Origin of the sequence: Amycolatopsis sp. NPDC051102, from assembly GCF_040682815.1 — a bacterium.
In the GTDB taxonomy this organism is placed as follows: domain Bacteria; phylum Actinomycetota; class Actinomycetes; order Mycobacteriales; family Pseudonocardiaceae; genus Amycolatopsis.
The window spans coordinates 130,802-150,605 of sequence record NZ_JBFBBT010000002.1; the positions used below are offsets into that span (position 1 = coordinate 130,802).

Consider the following 19,804-nt stretch of genomic DNA (forward strand, 5'->3'; position numbering starts at 1 on the left):
GGATCCTTTCCTAAGCGGGGAACGCCGACCGCGCCGACATCCCGAAGTCGGCCAGCAGGGCCTGGCCGTTGACCGGCCGCGAAGCCGGGGACGCGAGGAACAGCACCTGCCGGGCGACGTCGCCGGCGGCCTGGACGGGGAACGCGGGGTCGTCCAGGACGGCGCCGAGGTCGGCGCGCGCCATCGGCGTGTCCACCACCGACGGGCAGACGCAGTTGACCCGGATGCCCGGCACCTCGACGGCCAGCGCGCGGGTCATCGCGACCACCGCGCCCTTGGACGCGCAGTAGGGCACCATGCCCGGCGCCGCCGTGAACGCCGAGTCGCTGCCGAGCAGGACCACCGCGCCGCCGTCGGCCAGCCACGGCAGCGCGTGCTTGACCAGCAGGAACTGCCCGGTGACGTTCACGGCGAGGACCCGGGCGACGTCGGCGGCCGTGGTCGAGGACACCGGCGTGCCGACGGGGCCGGAGATCCCGGCGCAGCCGACGACGACGTCCAGGCCGCCGAAGCCGCGGGCCACGGTGTCCACCGCCGCGGCCAGGGCGGCCTCGTCGGTGACGTCCGCCCGGACGACCTTGGGGCCGTCCTCGCGGTCGATGACGCCGACGCGGGCGCCTTCGGCGCGGAACGCCCCGGCGCAGGCCAGGCCGATGCCGGACGCCCCGCCGGTCACCAGGACCGCCTTGCCGGCCAGATCGGTTCGCATGCGCCCATCCTCACCGCGGGCGCCCGCCGGGCGGTTGGCCGCGAGCGCAGCGTTCTTGTCCGGCACCGCACGGGCGATTCCCCGCAGGGCGGCCGCCGCGCAGACTCGTCAAGGTGACGCCGCATCCCCTCGACCCGCTGACCGCCGCCGAGCTGTCCGCCGGCCGCGCGATCCTCGCCGCCGCCGGGCTCGCCGGCGACGCGATCCGGGTCCCGCAGGTCCTGCCGGTCGAACCCGCCAAGGCGCAGGTGCGGGCCGGCGGTGGTGACCGCCGGATCCGGTACACGCTCCTCGACACCGGCACCGGCCGCGCCGGCGAGGCCGTCGTCTCGGTGACCAAGGGCGAGCTGGTGTCCTGGGACGACTGGGCCGAGGCCGACGGGCAGCCGTCGTACCTGTTCGAGGAGTACGCGCTGGCCGAGGCGCTGACGAAGGCGTCGGCGCAGTGGCAGGCCGCGATGGCCCGGCGCGGCCTCGCCGACCGGATCGGCCACGCCTTCTGCGCGCCGCTGGCGCCCGGCTACTTCGGGCGCGAGGACGAGACCGGCCGCGTCATGCGCTCGCTGACCTTCCTGCGCGAAGACGCCGGCGACAGCCCGTGGGCCCACCCGGTCGAAGGCCTGGTCGTGCACCTGAACCTGACCGAGCAGCGCGTCCTGCGCGTGGAGGACGAGGGGGACGTCCCGGTGCCGGCCGAGAGCGGGCGCTACACCGGCGTCCCGGCCCGCACGACGCTCAAGCCGGTCGAAATCACCCAGCCCGCCGGGCCGAGCTTCGCCGTCGACGGCTCCGAGGTGAGCTGGGAGGGCTGGCGGCTGCGCGTCGGCTTCAACGCCCGCGAGGGCCTGACGCTGCACCAGGTGAGCTTCCAGGACCGGCCGGTCCTGTACCGGGCCTCCGTCCCGGAGATGGTGGTCCCGTACGGGGACGTCGCGCCCGGCCGGTTCTGGATCAGCTACTTCGACGCCGGCGAGTACCAGTTCGGCAAGAACGGCAACGACCTGCGGCTGGGCTGCGACTGCGTCGGCGTCATCCGCTACTTCCCGGCCTGGGTGGCCGACGACCGCGGCGAGCCGGTGGAAATCCCGCGCGCGATCTGCCTGCACGAGGAGGACGACGGGATCCTCTGGAAGCACACCGACCTGGCGGGGCGACCCGAGGTCCGCCGGTCGCGGCGGCTGGTCGTCTCGTCGATCTCCACCATCGGCAACTACGACTACGGCCACTACTGGTACTTCCACCTCGACGGCTCGATCGAGTTCGAGGCGAAGGCGACCGGCATCGTCTTCTGCGGCGCCGGGATCCCGGGCCGGGACCAGCCGCACGCCACCGAGCTGGCACCCGGCCTGTACGCGCCGGTCCACCAGCACCTGTTCTGCGCGCGGCTCGACGTCGAGGTCGACGGCGACCGCACCAGCCTGCACGAGGTCGACGTCGAAGGCGTGCCGACCGGCCCGCGCAACCCGTACGGCAACGCGTTCACCTGGAAGACCACGCCGCTGCGGACCGAACGCGAGGCGATGCGCCTGGCCGACCCGGCGCGCGCCCGCGTCTGGGAGGTCCGCAGCGCGACGGGGGTCAACCGGCTCGGCAAACCGACGGCCTACCAGCTGGTGCCGCGCCCGTCGGCGACGCTGATGGCGCAGCCGGAGGCCACCGTGCACGCCCGCGCCTCCTTCGCGACGAAGCACCTGTGGGCGACGCCGTACCGCGAGGACGAGCGGTTCCCGGCCGGCGACCGGCCGAACGCCCACCCCGGCGGCGCGGGGCTGCCCGCGTGGACGTCCGCCGACCGCGACCTCGTCGACACCGACCTCGTGCTGTGGCACGTCTTCGGCCCCACCCACGTCCCCCGCCCGGAGGACTGGCCGGTGATGCCGGTCGACCGCTCCGGCTTCCTGTTCCGGCCGTCCGGGTTCCTCGACCGCAACCCCGCGCTCGACCTCCCGTCCGGCGACCACTGCAAGCAGTGACATCCGGGGCTTCGCCCCGGGCCGGGGGCTCCGCCACCCGGACCCCCGACCGATCCGATGAGGACACGATGACGCTCTCCGACACTTCCACGTGGCTTCCGCTCGACGGCCTCGCGCCCGGCTTCGACGCCAACAAGGCCCCGGCCGTCGACGACCTGCAGGGCCGGTCCTTCGTGCTGCGCGCCGACGACGGCGGCCCCGACCGGGTCACCGGCACCGACATCGCCGCCGGCGAGACGTTCCTCGTCGACGACGACCTGTACTACGTCCAGCGGCACCCGTCGCCGGACTCGCGCGAGGCGGTGTCGCTCTTCCTGGACCTGCGGGACGGCCGCGCGCTGGTCGTCACCACGACGATCGGCGACCACGGCACCCCGCGCGTCACCCAGGAGTTCCGCCCGGCGACGATCGAGGGCTTCGCGGTCCGCGGCGAGCCGATGGCGCCCAGCACCGCGCTGATCGGCCGCCGGGTGCTGTGGGTGTACAGCCGCGAGCACGCCTACGAGCACGTCTACCTCAGCCCGCATTGGTACACCTGGCAGTGCCTCGCCGGGCCCGAGCGCGGGCTGGCCGACACCGACGAGAACACCGTCTACCGGATCCGGCCGGGCATCCACGTCTTCGCCTGGCGGGAGAAGGTCATCCCGTGCGCGTCGGTGACCGTCGCCGACCACCGCGACGCCCGCCGCCTGCGCTCCCACGGTGTCCTCTTCGGACTCGACGCCACCGGCGAACACCCGACGCACTTCACCTTCGGCGCCTACGGACGGCTGCTGAGCACCACCCTCCACCCGGCCGGGTTCGACCCGGCGGAGAGCTGATCATGGCCGCCGACCTCGTGCTGACGAACGCCGTGGTGTACACGATGGACACCGCGCGGCCTTGGGCGTCCTCACTCGCCGTCACCGGCGGGAAGGTCGACGGCTCCGCCGACATCGGCCCGGGCACCGAGGTGCTCGACCTCGGCGGCGCGTTCGTCATGCCGGGGCTCGTCGACGTGCACAACCACCACGCGATGGCCGGGCGGGCGGAACTGTTCGAGCTCACCTTCGGTGCGGACGCGGGCGTCGAGGACATCCTGGCCGCCGTCCGCGCGCGGGCCGCGACGCTGGGCCCGGACGAGTGGCTCACCGGCGGTGCCTGGGCGTCCACTTTGGTCTCGGAGCTGTCTTCGCCGTCGGCTCGGCGAGCGTTGGACGAGGCCGCGGGCGGGCGGCCTGTGTCGCTGTCGGACGACAGCCGGCACAACCGCTGGGTGAGCAGCCGGGCCCTGGAGCTGGCCGGCATCACGGCGGCGACGCCGGACCCGCCCGGCGGGGTCGTCGTCCGCGACGGCGGCGAACCCAGCGGCCTGCTCCTGGAAGCCGCCGGGGTGCTGGTCGAGCGCGCGGCCGGCGGACTGACGCCGGAGCAGCACCGCCGCGCGTCCCAGCGGGCGATCGAGGTCCTGCACGGCTTCGGCGTCACGGCCTTCCAGGACGCCGGGGTCTCGACCGACATCCTCGGCGCGCTGCACTCACTCGACCTCGCCGGCGAACTCGACGCCTGGGTGGTGTCGTCACTGCTGGTCAACGACCCGATCTTCGGCTTCGACCCGGTCGGGGCGCCGCTGCTGGCGGTCGCCGGGCAGTACCGCAGCCCGCACCACCGCCCGGACTTCGTCAAGATCTTCCTCGACGGCGTGCCGCCGACCCGCACGGCGGCGTTCCTGGAGCCGTACCTGCCGGACGACACCCACGGCAGCTGCTTCCACGGCGCCACGACGATGTCCCCGGCCGAGCTGACCGATTCGCTGCTGGCGGCGGCCGAGGCGGGCTTCTCGGCGAAGGTCCACTGCACGGGCGACGCGTCGGTGCGCCAGTTCCTGGACGCGGTCGAGCAGGTGCGGGCCGCCGGGTTCGCCGGCACCCGGTTCCAGGTGGCGCACGGGCAGTTCGTGCACCCCGACGACCTGCCGCGGTTCGCCGCGCTCGGCGTCACCGCGGACATCTCGCCGTTCCTGTGGGTGCCGGGGGTGATCCCGGCGGCGATCGCCGAGGTGCTGCCGGCCGAACGGGCGTCGCGGATGCAGCCGAACCGGACGCTGCTGGACACCGGTGCGCTGGTCGCGGGCGGGTCGGACTGGCCGGTGAGCGAGTCGCCGAACGCCTGGGAGGGCATCGCGGGCCTGGTCACCCGCGAGGACCCGGCCGGCCGGCGCCCGGGCGCGCTCTGGCCGGAGCAGGCGATCACCCTGGCCGAAGCGATCGAGGTGTTCACGCTGGCCGGGGCCCGGGCGTGCGGGCTGGACGACGTGACGGGCGCGTTGACACCGGGGCGCTCGGCCGACTTCGTGGTCCTGGACCGCGATCCGTTCCGGACGGCCGAGGTGGCGCAGACCCAGGTCGTCGAGACGTGGTTCGCCGGGCGGCGCGTGTTCCGCCGCTGACCCGGGGCTGTCGCCGGCGGCACTTTCTCCTACACTGGTAGAGAAACCAGTGCGGGAGGTGCCGGGTGCCCAAGATCATCGACCACGACCAGCGGCGCAGCGACATCGTCGACGTGACGTGGGACCTGATCGTGCGCGGCGGGATCGAAGCCGCCACCATGCGGGAGATCGCCGCCGCCGCCGGGTTCGCCAACGGCGCCCTGAAGCTGTACTTCCCCAGCAAGGAAGACATCATCGCGGCCACCTACGAGCGGGCGCTGGACATGATGCGCCAGTACGTCGAGCTCGACGGGCTGCGAGGACTCACCGCGCTGCGCGAAATCTGCGTGTCGTCCATGCCGATCGACGAAGAGCGGATCACCGCCGGGCGCGTGCTGCTGATCTTCTGGCAGATGTCGCTGGCCAACCGGCGGATGCACGACAAGTACCTCGAGCACGTCCGCGAGTGGCGCGGGCTGCTGCACCGCTTCCTCGCCGAGGGCCGCGAAGACGGCGACATCGTCACCGAGACCCCGGACGAGCAGATCGTCGACGAGATCGTCCTGCTCAACGCCGGCGCGAACGTGATGAGCCTGGTGGCGGGTGAGTTCTCCACGATCGACCTCCAGCACCGGCACCTGGAGTCCCTCCTGGACCGCCTCACCCGCCCCTGACCTCAGGCGAAGATCCCCCGCAGGTACGCGGCCACCTCGGCGTGCGACCGCGCGGACGCGGGCAAGCCCGTGTACAGCCCGTAGAAGCCGTGGATCTGCCCGGCGTACCGGTGCAGGTCCACCGCCACCCCGGCGTCCGACAGCCGCCCGGCGAACGCCTCCCCTTCGTCACGCAGGACGTCGTACTCCGCCGTCAGCACCAACGCCGGCGGCAGGCCGGACAGGTCGCGGGCCCGCGACGGCAGCACGTACGGGTCATCCGGCGAAGCCGGGGCGTACTGGGCGAAGAAGAACCGCATTGCGTCGGCCGTCATGCCGTAGCCGGTCGCGAAGTCCACATAGGACGCGTGGCCGTCGTCGGGGTGACCGAAGACCGGGCAGATCAGCACCTGTGCCGCGATCGGCGGACCGCCACGATCGCGGGCCATCAAGCAGACCACTGTGGACAGGTTGCCGCCGGCGCTCTCGCCGCCGACGGCGATGCGGGACGCGGCCACCGCCGGCCCCGCCCCACCCGCGGCCAGCCATTCGACCACCGCGTAGCAGTCCGCGGGCGCCGCCGGGTAGGGGTCCTCGGGCGCGAGGCGGTACTCGACCGCCGCGACCGCGACCGACGCCGCCGCGCACACCGCCCGGGAGGCGACCTCGTTCTCGTCGATCGAGCCGATCGTCCAGCCGCCGCCGTGGATCCACACGAACACCGGCACCGGACCCGGCGCGTCCGGCAGGTACAACCGGACGCGCAGGTCGCCGCCCGGCCCCGGCACGGACAGGTCGGTCACCGACGCGACCGGCGCCACCGGACCGGGCTCCGGACGCGACGCCGCGAACGCGGCCCGCAGCTCGGGTGCCGTCATCGGCCGGGCGGGCGCGTCGGGGCTGTGGGCCAGCAGCGCCCGCACCGCCGGGTCGAGTCCCCTGCTCACACCGCCTCCGCGACGAGGACCCGCGGCGAACCCGGTAGTGTCAGCCGGTCGACCGGGCGCCACCCGGCGCCGGCCAGCCAGCCCCGGACGTCCCGCTCGGGGTACACGACCGTGCCGTCGATGACCAGGTACTCCCCCGCGTGCAGCGCGTCCAGCGCCCGCGGCGAAGCGTCCTCGTCCAGGAAGAAGTCGAGCAGCAGCAGCCGGGCACCCGGCGCCGCCGCGGCCCGCGCGTGCCGCAGGATGGCCCGGTTCTCGTCGACGGAGAACCGGTGGACCACGTGGTTGACCATGACCAGGTCGAACTCGCCCGCCGGCTCGGCGTCCGGCGTCGGGGCGCCGACGACGGTCGTGCGGCCGGCGAACTCCGCGACCGCCGCGGTCACCGAGTCCACCGACCGCGGGTCGTAGACGAAGGTCGCCCGCAGGACGTCGTTGGCGCGCAGCGCCTGGATGGCGAACTCGGCCGAAAGGCCGCCTAGGTCCAGGAGGTTTTTGCTGCCGCCGAAGTCGAATTCTCGCGCCAGCATCCGGGCGTGCAGGGCGTTATACACCATCACCCCGCCCAGGAACGTGGTCCAGCGGTCGCCGGTGAGGTCGAGCTCGCCGGGTTCGCCGGTGTCGGTGGTGTGCGTGAACTGCAGCCAGTGCGGGTAGCTGATGGTCTCGAGGAAGGTCAGGAACGGCGCGAGGTCCAGACCTGCTCCGCCGAGGTACTCGGCGGTGTCGGGGGTCAGCGCGTAGCGACCGTCCACCCGGGACAGCAGGCCGTGCGCGGTGAGGGCGTCCCCGAGGATCCGGACGATTTTCGCCGGTTTTCCGGTGCGCTCGGCCAGCTCGTCCGCGCCGAGCGGGCCGGCCGCGAGGGCGGGGAACAGGCCGATGCGGTTGGCGGCGAAGAGCTGCTGGGCCGCCATGTAGCCGACGGCGGTCTCCACGATCCGGTCGGGCGTGGCTGGGGTGGGCGTCACGTCGTCCTCCTTTTGTTCGACGCGGACACTCTACATCCGTAGATAAAAGAGTCCAGGGGCGGATTTTCCCCGCACAGCAACAAAAAGCCGTGATGTTTCAACTTCCTACGTTTGTAGAATAAAACCATTGACACGGCCTCCGGCCAGTGTCAACATGCGTAGAACTACCCCTGCCGGTGCCCGGCAGTCCGGCCCGCCCGCTCGCGGCGGGCGCGAGGAAGGGGAATCCATGACGCTGCTCGAAATCCGGGAGCTCACCGTCGGCGTCGTCACCGACGGCACCGAGCGCGAACTCGTGCGGGAGCTCTCCCTCGATCTCGGGCAAGGGCGGACGCTCTGCGTGGTCGGCGAGTCCGGCAGCGGCAAGACCGTGACCGCCCTGTCGATCATCCGCCTGCTCGAGTTCGTCGCCCCCGTCCGCACCCGCGGCGAGATCGCGATCGACGGCGTGGACGTCACGAAGCTGCCGGCCGACGCGATGCGCGCCTACCGCGGGCCGCGGATCGGCATGATCTTCCAGGAGGCCCTGGATTCGCTGAACCCGAGCCGCCGCGTCGGCTCGCAGCTGATCGAGGCCTACCGCGAACCCGGGTCGCTGCCGGGGCAGGCGACCCGCCGCGGCAGCCCGCTGCGCAAGCGGGCCGAAGGCAAGGCGCGGCGGCTGCTGACCGAGGTCGGACTGACCGACACCGGCCGGATCCTGCGGCTGTACCCGCACCAGATGTCCGGCGGCATGCAGCAGCGGGTGATGATCGCGCTCGCCCTGATGGCCGACCCCGACCTGCTCATCGCCGACGAGCCGACGACGGCGCTGGACGTCACCACGCAGGCCGAAATCCTGACGCTCTTCGACCGGGTACGCCGCGACCACGGCACGGCCTGCGTGTTCATCACCCACGACATGGGCGTCGCCGCGCAGGTCGCCGACCGGATCGCGGTGATGTACCGCGGCCGCCTGGTCGAGGTGGGCTCGCGCGACGAGGTCCTGACCCGGCCCGAGCACCCGTACACGCGGGCGCTGCTCGGGTGCGTGCCGCAGCTCGGCGTCGACCGCCGCGCCGGCTTCCCCACCATCTCCGCCGCCCGGCTCGAATCGGCGATGGCGGGTGAGGCGACCGAGGCCGTCGAAACCCGTTCCCTCGAGCCACGGGCCGAACGGGAGCGCGACGGGCCGCCGCTCAGCGTCACCGCCGTGTCCAAAGTGTACGGCCGAAAAGGACACGGGGTGCAGGCGGTGCGGGACGTCTCGCTGGAGATCCCGGCCGGCGAATTCTTCGGGCTGGTCGGCGAATCCGGCTCCGGCAAGTCGACCCTCGGGCGGCTGGTGAGCGCGCTGGAACCGCCGACGTCCGGCACGATCGTCTTCGGCCCGCACGGGATCACCCCCGCCGGGCTCACCGGCGGCGAGCGCGCGTTCCGCCGCCGCGTCCAGCTCATCTTCCAGGACCCCCAGAGCTCGCTCGACCCCCGTCACACCGCGGCCCGGATCATCGCCGAGCCGCTCAAGGAGCTGACCCCGCTGCGCGGCGCCGAACTGGACCGGCGGGTCGCCGACCTGATCGACGAGGTCGGCCTGCCGAAGGACACCGCCGGGAAACTGCCGTCGCAGCTGTCCGGCGGCCAGCGGCAGCGCGTCTCCATCGCCCGGGCGATCGCCGCCGGGCCCGAGCTGATCGTGGCCGACGAGCCGACATCGGCACTCGACGTCTCCGTGCAGGGCCAGGTGATGAACCTGCTGCTGGACCTGCGCCGCACCCGCACGCTCAGCCTGCTGTTCATCACCCACAACCTCAGCCTCGTGCTGTCGGTCGCCGACCGCGTCGGCGTGATGTACCGCGGCGAGCTGATCGAGACCGGCACGCCCGACGAGATCCGCCTCTCGCCGCAGCACGGCTACACCCGGCGGCTGCTCGCCGCCAACCCCGACCTGCCCGCCCTCCCCCACACAGGATCGACGCGCCCATGAACCGAACTCCCCTGCTCGCCGTCCTCGCCGCCGCGGCCACCCTGCTGGCCGGCTGCACGGGCGGCGCCGCCCCCGGGGCCGGCGCCGCCGACGGGCCGCCGGTCCGCGGCGGCAACCTCACCGTCGCCGTCCCCACCGATCCGCAGTCACTCGACATGGTCGCCAACCCCGGCCAGGTGACCGCGCAGATCGGCAACATGATGTACGAGAAGCTGTTCGAGGTCGACCGGCACTTCGTCGCCCGGCCGATGCTCGTCGACACGTTCACCACGAGCCCGGACCGGCTCGCCTACACCTTCAAGCTGCGCCAGGGGGTCACCTTCCAGGACGGCAACCCGCTGACCGCGAACGACGTCGTCGCGAGCCTCCGGCGCTGGCAGAAGAGCCACCGCACCGGGCAGCTGGTGACGCCGGACATCGACGCGATCACCGCGCCCGACCCGGCGACGGTGGGCATCAAGCTCAAGCGGCCGCGCTACCCGCTGATCGACGAGCTGGCCGGCGCCGGCACCGAGATCTACGAGGCCAAGAACCTCACCGACCTGCCCGCCACCGGGTTCTCCCAGGACAAGGCGATCGGCACCGGCCCGTACAAGCTGAAGAGCTGGGACATCGGCCAGCAGCTGGTGCTGACGCGCTACGACGGCTACAAATCGCGGTCCGAAGAGGACTGGGGCGGCCAGGCCGGCGCCAAGCACGCCTACCTCGACACGGTCACCTACAAGGTCGTCGGCGACCAGGACGCGCTGATCAACGGCCTGCAGACCGGCCAGTGGGACCACGCGATGCCGGCCAACGACCAGTACGAGCAGCTCAAGGCCAACCCGAACCTGGTGGTGCACAACCTGCCCGGCGGCAACGAGAACGTCGTCATCCCCAACTTCCACCCCGGCTCGAAGTTCGCCGACCCGCGGGCCCGCCAGGCGCTGAACCTGCTGCTCGACAAGCCCGCGATCAACGCGGCGACCGGCGGCAGCACGGACCTGACCATCGAGACCGGCGCGTTCGCCTCGCCGGACAACAAGGCGTCCTATTCGACCGCCGGCGAGTCCGTCTACAAGGAACACGACCCGGCGCGCGCGAAGCAGCTGCTCACCGAGGCCGGCATCACCGCCGGGGCGACGATCCACATCGTCACGACGAACTCCTACCCCGAGTTCGGCAAGTGGGCCGTGCTCATCCAGGACGAGCTCGGCAAGATCGGCCTGCAGACCAAGATCGACACCTTCGACTTCGCCACCATGCTCGGCACCCTGACCAAGGACCCGGCCGGCTGGGACATCACGACGCTGTTCTTCGACTCGTCGCTGACCTCTCCGGCCCAGATGCCCGCGCTCACCCTCGGCACGCTCAACGGCTCGTCGTCGCCGGAGCTCGACGGGCTGATGACCGAGTTCAACGCCTCGGCCACGCCCGAGCAGGCCAAAACCGTCATCGACAAGCTCCAGGCGTTCACCTGGAAGCAGCTGTCGGTGATCACGCTGAGCCAGTCGAAGCTCTACGCGGCCTACAGCCCGCGGCTGAAGGGCTACGGCGACTTCTACCGGGTGTTCTGGAACTCCTGGCTGGCCGCATGACCGGGGTGCTGCTGCGCCGGCTGCGCGACCTGCTCGTCATCCTGGTCATCGTCGGCACCATGATGTTCTTCGTCATCCGGCTGATCCCGGGCGACCCGGCCCAGGCCATCCTCGGCCCGACCGCGCGCCCGGCCGACGTCGCCGCGCTGCGCACGAGCCTCGGTCTCGACGGCTCGCTCTGGCAGCAGTACCTGAGCTGGGCCGGGCACGTGCTCCGCGGCGACTTCGGGACATCGATCACCTACCACCAGCCGGTGCTGGAGGTGGTGGCCGCGCACATCGTGCCGACGCTGACCCTGGCCGTGCTCTCGACGGTGATCAGCTTCTTCCTGTCGGTGGCGATCACGGCGTGGCAGGCGGTGTCCCCGCGCAACCCGGTGGCCCGCACGCTCGACCGGCTCTCGTCGCTCGGCATGGCCATGCCGGACTTCTGGATCTCGCTGGTCCTGGTGCTGGTGTTCTCGGTGACGCTGCGGTGGTTCCCCTCCAGCGGCTACCACGACCTGCTCACCGACCCGGTGGCCGCGGTGCCGGCCCTGGTGCTGCCGGTGACCGTGCTCGTCATCGGGCAGACCGCGCTGTTCGTGCTCACCCTGCGCGAGAGCGTGCTCGGCGAGCTGCCGCTGGCCTACCTGCGGACCGCGCGCGTCAAGGGCCTGCCCGAACGGCGGGTGCTGCTGGAGCACGTGCTGCCGAACGCGCTGATGCCGCTGGTCACGCAGCTGGGGAGCAACTTCGCCATGCTCGTCGGCGGGATCGTCATCATCGAGTCGATCTTCGTCGTGCCCGGGCTCGGGCACCTGCTGATGGGTGCGGTGTCCACTCGCGACTTCCCGCTCATCCAGGGCGTGACGTTGTTCGTCGCGGTGCTGTTCGTCGTGGTCAACCTGCTGGTCGACCTCTCGTACGCGCTGCTCGACCCGAAGGTGCGTGTCGCATGAGCCTCGCCGTCGCCGAACCGGCGTCCGTCGTGGACACTCCCCCGCCGCGGCGCGCGGCGCGGGCGTTCCGGCGCAACCGGACCCTGGTGGTGTGTTCGATCCTGTTCGGGCTGATCGTGCTGGCCGTCGTCGTGCTGCCGTTCTTCCTGCCGAGCGTCAGCGCGACCGACCCGGTGCACCGGCTGCTCCCGCCGTCGGCCGCGCACCCGCTCGGCACCGACTCCTTCGGCCGGGACGTCTTCGCCCGGCTGGTGTCCGGCGGCCGCGCGTCGCTGGGGCTCTCCGCGCTGATCACGCTGTGCGCCGCGTTCTCCGGCATGGTGATCGGCCTGGTCAGCGGCTTCTACCGGGCCGCGGACGCGGTGCTGATGCGGCTGATGGACGCGTGGATGTCGTTCCCGGCGATCATCCTCGCGATGGCGCTGGCCATCGCGCTCGGCGCGAGCATCTGGACCGAGCTGATCGCGCTGACGGTGATCTTCACGCCGTTCACCGCCCGCGTCATCCGCAGCCGGGTGCTCGGCATCGCCGGACGGCAGTACATCGGCGCCGCGCGCGTGTCCGGGATGAGCCGCGGCAAGATCCTGCTGGTGCACGTGTTCCCCAACGTGCTGCCCCTGGCGCTGGTCCAGGTCGTCATCCTCGCCGCGGCCGCGATGCTCGTCGACGGCGCCATGAGCTTCCTCGGCCTCGGCATCGCCCCACCCACGCCGACCTGGGGCAACATGATCGCCGAGGGCCGCTCGTACCTGGTCACGGCACGGTGGCTGGTCGTCGTGCCGGGCGTCACGATCATGGTCTGCGTCCTCCTGCTCAACCTCATCGGCTCCGCACTGCGGATCGCCGTCGACGCCCGCGCCCGCACGCTCGGCGAGCTCCAGCGGCTGCGCCGCGCTTCGTGAGAAAGGACCTCCTTGACCCTCCCGACCTCCCTGGCCGTCCGCCGGTTCGTCCCCAGCGGGCCGCCCGCCGGGCCGCCGGTGCTGCTCCTGCACGGCTTCGCCTCCGACGGGCACACCGACTGGGTCAGCACGGGCTGGCCGTCGGCGCTCACCGCCGCGGGCCGTCCGGTGGTGGTCCCGGACCTGCCCGGCCACGGGTCCAGCCCCGCACTGGCCGTCGTCACGCCGAAGGCGATCGCCGGGGAACTCGCGGCCGCGGCCGGTGACGTGTCCGAAGTGGACGTCGTCGGCTACTCGCTGGGCGCGCGGCTGGCGTGGGAACTGCCCGCGGTGCTGCCGGTCCGGCGGCTGGTGCTGGGCGGGATCAGCCCGCACGAGCCGTTCGGCGCGGTCGACGTCGAGGCCGCGCTGGCCTTCGCCGGCGGCGGCCGGCTGCCGGCCGACCCGCTGACGGCGGCGATCGCCCGGATGATCACCGCCCCCGGCCGCGACCCGGCCGCCCTCGCGCAGTGCATCGAGGGCCTGCGGCGGGAGCCGTTCACCCCGCGGTCCCGAGCCGTCACCGTGCCGACGCGGTTCGTCGCCGGGCAGGACGACCCGGTCAGCCAGGGCATCGAGACCCTGGTGCCGCTGGTGCCGGGCAGCGACCTGCTCCGGGTCCCCGGCGACCACGGCGGCGCCCTGCGCGGCGCCCCCTTCCGCACCGCCGCCCTCACCTTCCTCGCCGCCCCTTGAAAGACCTCGTGAGTGGTAAGGCGAGTTCTAACCCGCCTTACCACTCACGAGCGCTCACCAGGAGCCGTCGGGGTCGACGTCGTGGTCGCGGCGGAGGTGGCCGAGGGCCGCGCGGATTTCGGGGCCGTGCTCGCGGGCCAGGAGGAGCGCGCCGAGGTTGTCGGTCAGCTGCTCCGCGCGGCTCACTCCGAAAAGGACGTTCGCGACCGGTTCGTACGCCAGGCAGAACGCCAGCGCCAGCTGGGCGCGGGTGGCGCCGAAGTCCGCCGCGATCGTGGCGAGTTCGGCGGAAGCGGCCACGATGGACTCCCGGATGCCGCCGACGTCCGCGCCGATCTTGCGGGCCGGGGCGGCGTTGCCCAGCAGGACACCGCCTTCGAACACATCGGACGCCTGCAGCGCGAGCCGCCCGTTCGCGAAGTGCTTGCGGTAGGGCTCGCCTTCGGCCATCGAGCGGCGGGCGATCGAGTACTTGAGCTGCGCGAACTGCGGAGCCGGGAGCCCCTCCCGGTCCGCGAACCCGAAGGCCAGGTCCAGGTCGGCGGCGAGCCAGTTGTTGACGCCCCAGCCGGCGACGCGCCCGGCCCGGATCTGCTCGGCGACCTCGGTGACGACCCGCGGGATGTCCGGGCGCTCCCGGTAGTCGCCGACGACGACCAGGTCCGCGTACCCGGTGCCGATCCGGCCCAGGGACGTCTCGAGCTGCTCGGCGAAGCCGCTGCGCGGGTAGTCCCAGAGCCAGAGCTTGCCGCACAGCACGTAGTCCTCGCGCGCGATCCCGGCCTTCCGGACGGCCTCGCCGAAGAGGATGTCGGTCCGCGAGTTCTCCGCGTGCGGGCCGAAGTCGTAGTGGGCGACGTCGAACAGCGTGACGCCGGCGTCGACCGCCGTCCTGAGCAGCCGGACGGCGTCGCCGAAGTCCATCCGGTCCCAAGTGTTCCACGAGCCCAGGCCGAGGGCCGATCTTCCGAGCACGGGTTTTCCTTTCGCCGCAGCACATCTTTCGTCTACGATTGTAGAATGAAATCACGGGTTGTGGTGGTCACCGGCGGCGCGAGCGGAATCGGCCGGGGTGTCGCCGAAGCTTTCCTGGCCGCGGGCGACCGGGTGGTCGTCGCCGACGTGGACGCCCGTGCGGCGCACGACGCCGGCCGCGAGATAGGTGCCGGGCACGTCGAACTGGACATCGCGGACCCGGCGTCGGTCGACGCGGCGGTTGCGCTGGTCGCGGACCGGTTCGGGCCGGTGGACGTGCTCGTCAACAACGCCGGGCTGGCCGGCGGCGGCGGGCCGTTGACCGGACTGGACGTCGAGGTGTTCGACCGCTGCGCCGCCGTCAACTTCCGCGGCACGTTCCTGATGACCCGCGCGGTCGGCGCGCACATGGTCGAGGCCGGGACGCGCGGCGCGATCGTGAACGTGTCGTCGATCGGGGCCCGGCAGCCGACGCCCGGGCTTGGGCACTACGAAGCCACGAAGGCGGCGGTCGACGCGCTGACCCGGTCCGCGGCGCTGGAGCTGGCACCGCACGGGATCCGCGTCAACGCGGTCGCGCCCGGGCCGGTGCTCACCCCGATGACCGCGGGGTTCGCCGCCGACACCGCCGCCCGGGCGGCCTGGGAGGCCCGGATCCCGCTGGGCCGCATCGCCGCCGTCGGCGACGTCGTGCCTGCGGTGGTGTTCCTGGCTTCACCCGCCGCCGGGCACATCACCGGGGTGAGCCTGGCGGTGGACGGGGGGCAGCTGCTGACCTGACTATCCCTTGTGGACGATCCGGCCGCCGGTCACGGTCAGCTCGACGGTGACCGACGGCAGGTCGGCCAGGGCGATGCCCAGCGGGTCGGCGCCGAGGACGCAGAAGTCGGCCACCTTGCCCGGCTCCAGCGATCCCTTCCACGCCGCGGACCCGTCCTGCACGGCGGCTTCGGTCGTGTAGCAGCGAAGCAGCCGCGCGGTCAGCTCGGGCGTCACACCGCGTGCGCCGAGCAGCTCCCCCGCCGCCGCGAGGTGGACGCGCCAGTCGGGCGTGACGACCGGCGCGTCACTGCTCAACGTGAGCCGCACCCCCAGGTCCAGCATCTCCCGCAGCGGCCACGCCTTCGCGGCGACGTCCGCACCGAGCGCCGTGGCGACCATCGGCCGCATGGCGGTGGCGATCGCGGGCTGCGTGGTCAACCCGACCCCGCGGCCGGCCATCCGCCGCAGCTGCGCCGGGGTGACGAGGTCGCCGTGCACGAGGTGGTCACCGGCGCGCAGGTGCGCCAACGCGGCCTCGATGCTGCGCTCGCCGGTCGCGTGGACGCCGACGACGAGCCCGGCTTCGTGGGCCAGGGAGATCATCGCCGCCAGGTTGGCCGCTCGCTCGTCGTCGCCCGGACCGTCGACGAGCAGCCTGCCGTGCGTGCCGTCGGCGTAGCAGTGGTGGGTCCAGGCCGTGCGCATCGGCGGGATCCCGTCGGCGAAGATCTTGACGCCGGGGACGGCCAGCCACTCCGGATCCGCTGTCGGTACCGGGGTTTCGAGGCCGCGGGCGAAGTCCGGCAGCGAACTGGCGCCGTCCAGGAGGCCGAACAGGCGCAGCACGGTGACCCGGGCGCGCAGCCGTCCTTCGCGGTGCAGGGCCGCGTACTCGCCGACGACTTCCGCCGAGAAGCAGCCGGTTTCACCGGGGCCGAGCCCCGGTTCGGTGTAGCTGGTGATCCCCAGGGCCGCGCAGACGTCGCCGGCCCGCAGGATCGCGGCCCGGCGGTCTTCGGCGGTGACCACCGGGGGTTCCTCGTGCGGTGCACCGAGCAGCGGGTGCGGCCACCGGGCGCCGAGCCAGGTCGCGTGCAGGTGCGCATCGTTGATGCCCGGCAGCACCGCGCGCCCGGCGAGGTCGACGACCTCGGTGTCCGGTCCGATGTGGCCGGTCAGGTCCCCGCCCACCGCGGCGATCCGGCCGCCCCGGACGGCGAACCCGCCGGCCCGGCCGGCCGGACCGAAGGTGTGCACCACGCCGCCGTGGACCACGAGGTCCGCCGGGTGGATCCGTTGTGCCGTCATGGTTTCCTCCCGGGCCTGGACTTTTTCTTCCACGACTGTAGACTAAAAAGATGGCCCTGCCCACCCACACGGAGGCCGCCGTGCTCACCGGCCACCGCGCTCCCCTCGAACTGCGCGAGCTCCCGCTGCCCGGCGAGCCGGAGCCCGGCGCCGCTCTCGTCCGGCTCACCTGCACCACGTTGTGCGGCACCGACGTCCACCTCTGGTCGGGACAGATGAGTCTCCCGGGCATGCTCCCGATGGTGCTGGGCCACGAGATGGTCGGCGAAGTCGTCGCCACCGGTCCGGGCACCGCCGACACCCTCGGCCGCGAAATCCGGCCCGGCGACCGCATCGGCTGGTCGGAGTCGACGTGCGGAAGCTGCTACGGCTGCACGATCCTGCGCGAGCCGGTCGCCTGCGAACACCGCGGCTACGGCTTCCTGCAGCGCGCCGACCGGTTCCCCTACGCGACCGGCGGCCTGGCCCGCTACTGCTATGTGACACCAGGCGCGGCGAAGCTGCTGCTCCCGGACGACGTCCGGGACACGTGGGCGTCGATGTCCGGCTGCGCCGGCAAGACCGTGCTGCGTGCGGTCGCCCGGTCCGGCGGCATCCGTCCGAACGCGACGGTCGTGGTCCAGGGCGCGGGTGCGCTCGGTGTCTTCGCCACGGCGGTGGCGCGCCTCTGCGGGGCCGGCGTGGTCATCACGGTCGGCGGGCCGCAATCTCGTCTGGAAGCCGCCGAGCGGTTCGGCGCCACCGCGACCGTCTCCGTCGAGTCCACTCCGGACGAACGCGTCGAGCGGGTGCGCGAGCTGACCGGCGGCCGCGGCGCCGACCACGTCTTCGACTTCGCCGGCGGGCCGACGATCGGCGAGGAAGCCGTCGCCTTCGCCGCCCGGCGCGGGACGGTCGCCATCGTCGGCTCGACCGGCCCGGCGCCGGTCCCCGTGCCGCTGGGCACGGTGATGGGCAAGGAACTCACCGTCGCCGGTTCCCTCAACGGCGACATCGCCGACTACCACCGCTCGGTCGAGTTCTTCCGGTCCTTCGCCGGCCGGATGCCCTGGGACGAGCTGTTCAGCCCGCCGGTCGGGCTGGCCGGCGCGTCCGCCGCCGTCGAGTCGATGTCCCGGCTCGGCGAGCTCAAAGCCGTCATCGACCCCCGGCTGCCCTAGGAGGACCCGCCCGTGCCCATTCCCCAACGCCGCATCGGCCGCGACGGCCCGCACACCGGCGTCCTGTCCCTCGGTTCGTGGCACACCTACGACCGGATGGACTTCCGCGAAGCCGTCTCGCTGCTGCAGGCCGCCGTCGAGTCCGGGGTGAACCTGTTCGACGTCGGCGTGTACGGCCTGCCCGGCGGCCCGCCGGTGTTCACCGACGTGCTGTTCTCGGCCATGGTCCGGGCCGCCGGCCTGCGCCGGGAGGACTACCTGCTGTCGGCGAAGCTGTGGCTGGAGGGCTACCCGGAGCACAGCTTGCGCGCGCAGCTGGAGAACGCGTTCTTCCGCGCCGGGGTCTCCCACGCCGACCTGGTGATCCTCGGCGACCTCCGGCGCGACGACACCGACCTGCACGCCCTCGTCACCGACCTCGCCGAGCTGCACTCGGCGGGGTTGATCGGGCAGTGGGGCGTCAACAACTGGTCGGCGTCGGCGATCCGGGCCGTTCACGGCTTCGCGGCCGCGGACGGCGTGCCCGGTCCCGCGATCGCCCAGCTGAAGTACAGCGTGGCCCGGCGGTCCATTCCGGACGGTGAGCCGTTCGCCTCGGTCTTCTCCCTCGGCGTTTCGCTCCAGGCGTCCGATGTCTTCGAGGGCGGGGTGCTGCTCGGCAAGGGCGGGCGTCAGGTCGGCCGGGACCCCGGTGGCGTCCGGCAGCGGATCGCGGACTCGGCCGCCGGCCTCGCCGAAGTGGCCGGAAGCATCGGCGCGACCCCCGCGCAGCTGTGCCTGGCGTTCACCCTCACGCACCCGGCGAACACGACGACGTTGTTCGGCGCCACCAGCGTCCGGCAGTTCGAGGACAACTTGGCGGCGGTGGCGCTCGTCGAGAAGGTGGGCGCGGCGGAGCTGCGGGCCCTGGTCGAGCCGTTCTGGGCCGACCGCGAGGTCGTCGATCCGGAGGGCCCGTGACCGAGCTGTCCGCCTCGACGCTGCCCGCGATCCGCGCGTCGCTGCGCAACCTCACCCCGGAGGAGGCGATCGGCGACCGGGACATCGTGTGGTCGGACCACGTCCTCGACGGCGGAGTCGTCGTCACGGTCCTGCGGCCCCGGCAGCCGCGGCCCGACGCCCCGGGGCTGTACAGCATCCACGGCGGCGGCATGGTGATGGACGACCGGTTCGCCGACCTCCCGCGCCTGGTGCCGTTGATCGAGGAGTTCGGCTTCGTCTGCGCGACCGTCGAATACCGGCTCGCGCCCGAGCACCCGCACCCGGCGCCCCTCGAAGACTGCTACGCGGGTCTCGAATGGTTCACCTCGGCCTTCGGCTTCGATCGGCTCATCGTGGGTGGTGGCAGTGCCGGTGGCGGGCTGAGCGCCGGGGTGGCGCTGCTCGCCCGCGACCGCGGCGGCCCCGCACTGGCCGGGCAGCTGCTGCTGTGCCCGATGCTCGACGACCGGACGGCGGCGGACCTCCCCGACCTCGTGTGGACGAAGGAAGCGAACGACTTCGGCTGGCGCAGCCTCCTGGCCGGGCAGGTCTCGCCGTACGCGGCCCCGGCGCGGATGACGGACCTGCGCGGCCTGCCGCCGGCGTTCGTGGAGGTCGGCGGCGCGGAGCTGTTCCGCGACGAGGACGTCACCTACGCCCAGCGGCTCGCCCAGGCGGGCGTGCCCACCGAGCTGCACGTCTGGGCGGACGCCCACCACGGCTTCGACCGGTTCGCCCCGGAGGCGGAGGTGACCCGCGCCGCGCTGGCGGCGCGGTCCTCGTGGCTCCGCCGGCTCCTCGGTGCGGGGTCGTGAGTGGATAGGCCGGTTGGCACCC

The 19,804-nt window shown here is 72.8% G+C and carries 18 protein-coding genes; 13 read left to right on the forward strand and 5 right to left on the reverse strand.

Annotated features, from left to right (window positions below):
* Window positions 1–10 precede the first annotated feature (10 nt).
* Window positions 11–709 (reverse strand): SDR family oxidoreductase, encoded by a 699-nt coding sequence (locus tag AB0M93_RS06590; protein WP_364269136.1) that lies wholly within the window; start codon window positions 707–709, stop codon window positions 11–13.
* A gap of 113 nt (window positions 710–822) precedes the next feature.
* On the opposite strand from AB0M93_RS06590, the gene AB0M93_RS06595 reads away from it, so the two are divergent.
* The 4 genes from AB0M93_RS06595 to AB0M93_RS06610 all read left to right on the forward strand — a co-directional run bounded on the left by AB0M93_RS06595 (window position 823) and on the right by AB0M93_RS06610 (window position 5,763).
* Window positions 823–2,682, forward strand: a complete 1,860-nt coding sequence (locus AB0M93_RS06595) for a primary-amine oxidase (protein ID WP_364269138.1) — start codon at window positions 823–825, stop codon at window positions 2,680–2,682.
* A gap of 68 nt (window positions 2,683–2,750) precedes the next feature.
* Window positions 2,751–3,503: a MoaF C-terminal domain-containing protein gene (locus AB0M93_RS06600; protein ID WP_364269140.1), complete on the forward strand. Its 753-nt coding sequence runs from the start codon at window positions 2,751–2,753 to the stop codon at window positions 3,501–3,503.
* A 2-nt stretch (window positions 3,504–3,505) separates the two neighbouring features.
* The gene (locus AB0M93_RS06605) at window positions 3,506–5,110 is read left to right on the forward strand and encodes an amidohydrolase (protein WP_364269142.1); all 1,605 of its coding nucleotides are present in this window, start codon (window positions 3,506–3,508) and stop codon (window positions 5,108–5,110) included.
* 65 nt (window positions 5,111–5,175) lie between these two features.
* The gene (locus AB0M93_RS06610) at window positions 5,176–5,763 is read left to right on the forward strand and encodes a TetR/AcrR family transcriptional regulator (RefSeq protein ID WP_364269144.1); all 588 of its coding nucleotides are present in this window, start codon (window positions 5,176–5,178) and stop codon (window positions 5,761–5,763) included.
* Window positions 5,764–5,765: 2 nt separating this feature from the next.
* Here AB0M93_RS06610 and AB0M93_RS06615 read toward each other — a convergent pair whose 3' ends face one another.
* The gene (locus AB0M93_RS06615; RefSeq protein WP_364269146.1) at window positions 5,766–6,689 is read right to left on the reverse strand and encodes an alpha/beta hydrolase; all 924 of its coding nucleotides are present in this window, start codon (window positions 6,687–6,689) and stop codon (window positions 5,766–5,768) included.
* On the reverse strand, window positions 6,686–7,660 hold the full coding sequence (locus AB0M93_RS06620; protein ID WP_364269148.1) for a methyltransferase domain-containing protein: 975 nt from the start codon (window positions 7,658–7,660) through the stop codon (window positions 6,686–6,688). Before AB0M93_RS06620 ends, AB0M93_RS06615 begins: the two co-directional genes overlap by 4 nt.
* Before the next feature lie 229 nt (window positions 7,661–7,889).
* Between AB0M93_RS06620 and AB0M93_RS06625 the strand changes: the two genes are divergently transcribed.
* The 5 genes from AB0M93_RS06625 to AB0M93_RS06645 all read left to right on the forward strand — a co-directional run bounded on the left by AB0M93_RS06625 (window position 7,890) and on the right by AB0M93_RS06645 (window position 13,781).
* Window positions 7,890–9,626: an ABC transporter ATP-binding protein gene (locus tag AB0M93_RS06625; RefSeq protein ID WP_364269150.1), complete on the forward strand. Its 1,737-nt coding sequence runs from the start codon at window positions 7,890–7,892 to the stop codon at window positions 9,624–9,626.
* Window positions 9,623–11,203: an ABC transporter substrate-binding protein gene (locus AB0M93_RS06630; RefSeq protein ID WP_364269152.1), complete on the forward strand. Its 1,581-nt coding sequence runs from the start codon at window positions 9,623–9,625 to the stop codon at window positions 11,201–11,203. Before AB0M93_RS06625 ends, AB0M93_RS06630 begins: the two co-directional genes overlap by 4 nt.
* A complete protein-coding gene (locus tag AB0M93_RS06635) occupies window positions 11,200–12,144 on the forward strand; it encodes an ABC transporter permease (RefSeq protein ID WP_364269153.1) in 945 nt (314 codons plus the stop codon). The genes AB0M93_RS06630 and AB0M93_RS06635 overlap by 4 nt, the downstream gene beginning before the upstream one ends.
* Window positions 12,141–13,046: an ABC transporter permease gene (locus AB0M93_RS06640; protein ID WP_364269155.1), complete on the forward strand. Its 906-nt coding sequence runs from the start codon at window positions 12,141–12,143 to the stop codon at window positions 13,044–13,046. Before AB0M93_RS06635 ends, AB0M93_RS06640 begins: the two co-directional genes overlap by 4 nt.
* A gap of 78 nt (window positions 13,047–13,124) precedes the next feature.
* A complete protein-coding gene (locus tag AB0M93_RS06645; RefSeq protein WP_364270651.1) occupies window positions 13,125–13,781 on the forward strand; it encodes an alpha/beta fold hydrolase in 657 nt (218 codons plus the stop codon).
* Window positions 13,782–13,835: 54 nt separating this feature from the next.
* Here the strand turns inward: AB0M93_RS06645 and AB0M93_RS06650 are convergent, their stop codons facing one another.
* Window positions 13,836–14,756: an aldo/keto reductase gene (locus AB0M93_RS06650; RefSeq protein WP_364269157.1), complete on the reverse strand. Its 921-nt coding sequence runs from the start codon at window positions 14,754–14,756 to the stop codon at window positions 13,836–13,838.
* 45 nt (window positions 14,757–14,801) lie between these two features.
* On the opposite strand from AB0M93_RS06650, the gene AB0M93_RS06655 reads away from it, so the two are divergent.
* The gene (locus AB0M93_RS06655; protein WP_364269159.1) at window positions 14,802–15,536 is read left to right on the forward strand and encodes an SDR family NAD(P)-dependent oxidoreductase; all 735 of its coding nucleotides are present in this window, start codon (window positions 14,802–14,804) and stop codon (window positions 15,534–15,536) included.
* Here AB0M93_RS06655 and AB0M93_RS06660 read toward each other — a convergent pair whose 3' ends face one another.
* Window positions 15,537–16,859, reverse strand: a complete 1,323-nt coding sequence (locus AB0M93_RS06660) for an amidohydrolase family protein (protein ID WP_364269161.1) — start codon at window positions 16,857–16,859, stop codon at window positions 15,537–15,539. It lies immediately after the preceding gene.
* Window positions 16,860–16,882: 23 nt separating this feature from the next.
* Here AB0M93_RS06660 and AB0M93_RS06665 point away from each other — a divergent pair, with 23 nt between their 5' ends.
* The 3 genes from AB0M93_RS06665 to AB0M93_RS06675 are packed head-to-tail and all read left to right on the forward strand — an operon-like array spanning window position 16,883 to window position 19,782.
* Window positions 16,883–17,986, forward strand: a complete 1,104-nt coding sequence (locus AB0M93_RS06665) for a zinc-binding dehydrogenase (protein WP_364270654.1) — start codon at window positions 16,883–16,885, stop codon at window positions 17,984–17,986.
* Window positions 17,987–17,998: 12 nt separating this feature from the next.
* Window positions 17,999–18,946, forward strand: a complete 948-nt coding sequence (locus AB0M93_RS06670; protein ID WP_364269162.1) for an aldo/keto reductase — start codon at window positions 17,999–18,001, stop codon at window positions 18,944–18,946.
* Window positions 18,943–19,782, forward strand: coding sequence for an alpha/beta hydrolase fold domain-containing protein (locus AB0M93_RS06675; protein WP_364269164.1), 840 nt, complete (start codon window positions 18,943–18,945; stop codon window positions 19,780–19,782). Before AB0M93_RS06670 ends, AB0M93_RS06675 begins: the two co-directional genes overlap by 4 nt.
* Window positions 19,783–19,804 lie beyond the last annotated feature (22 nt).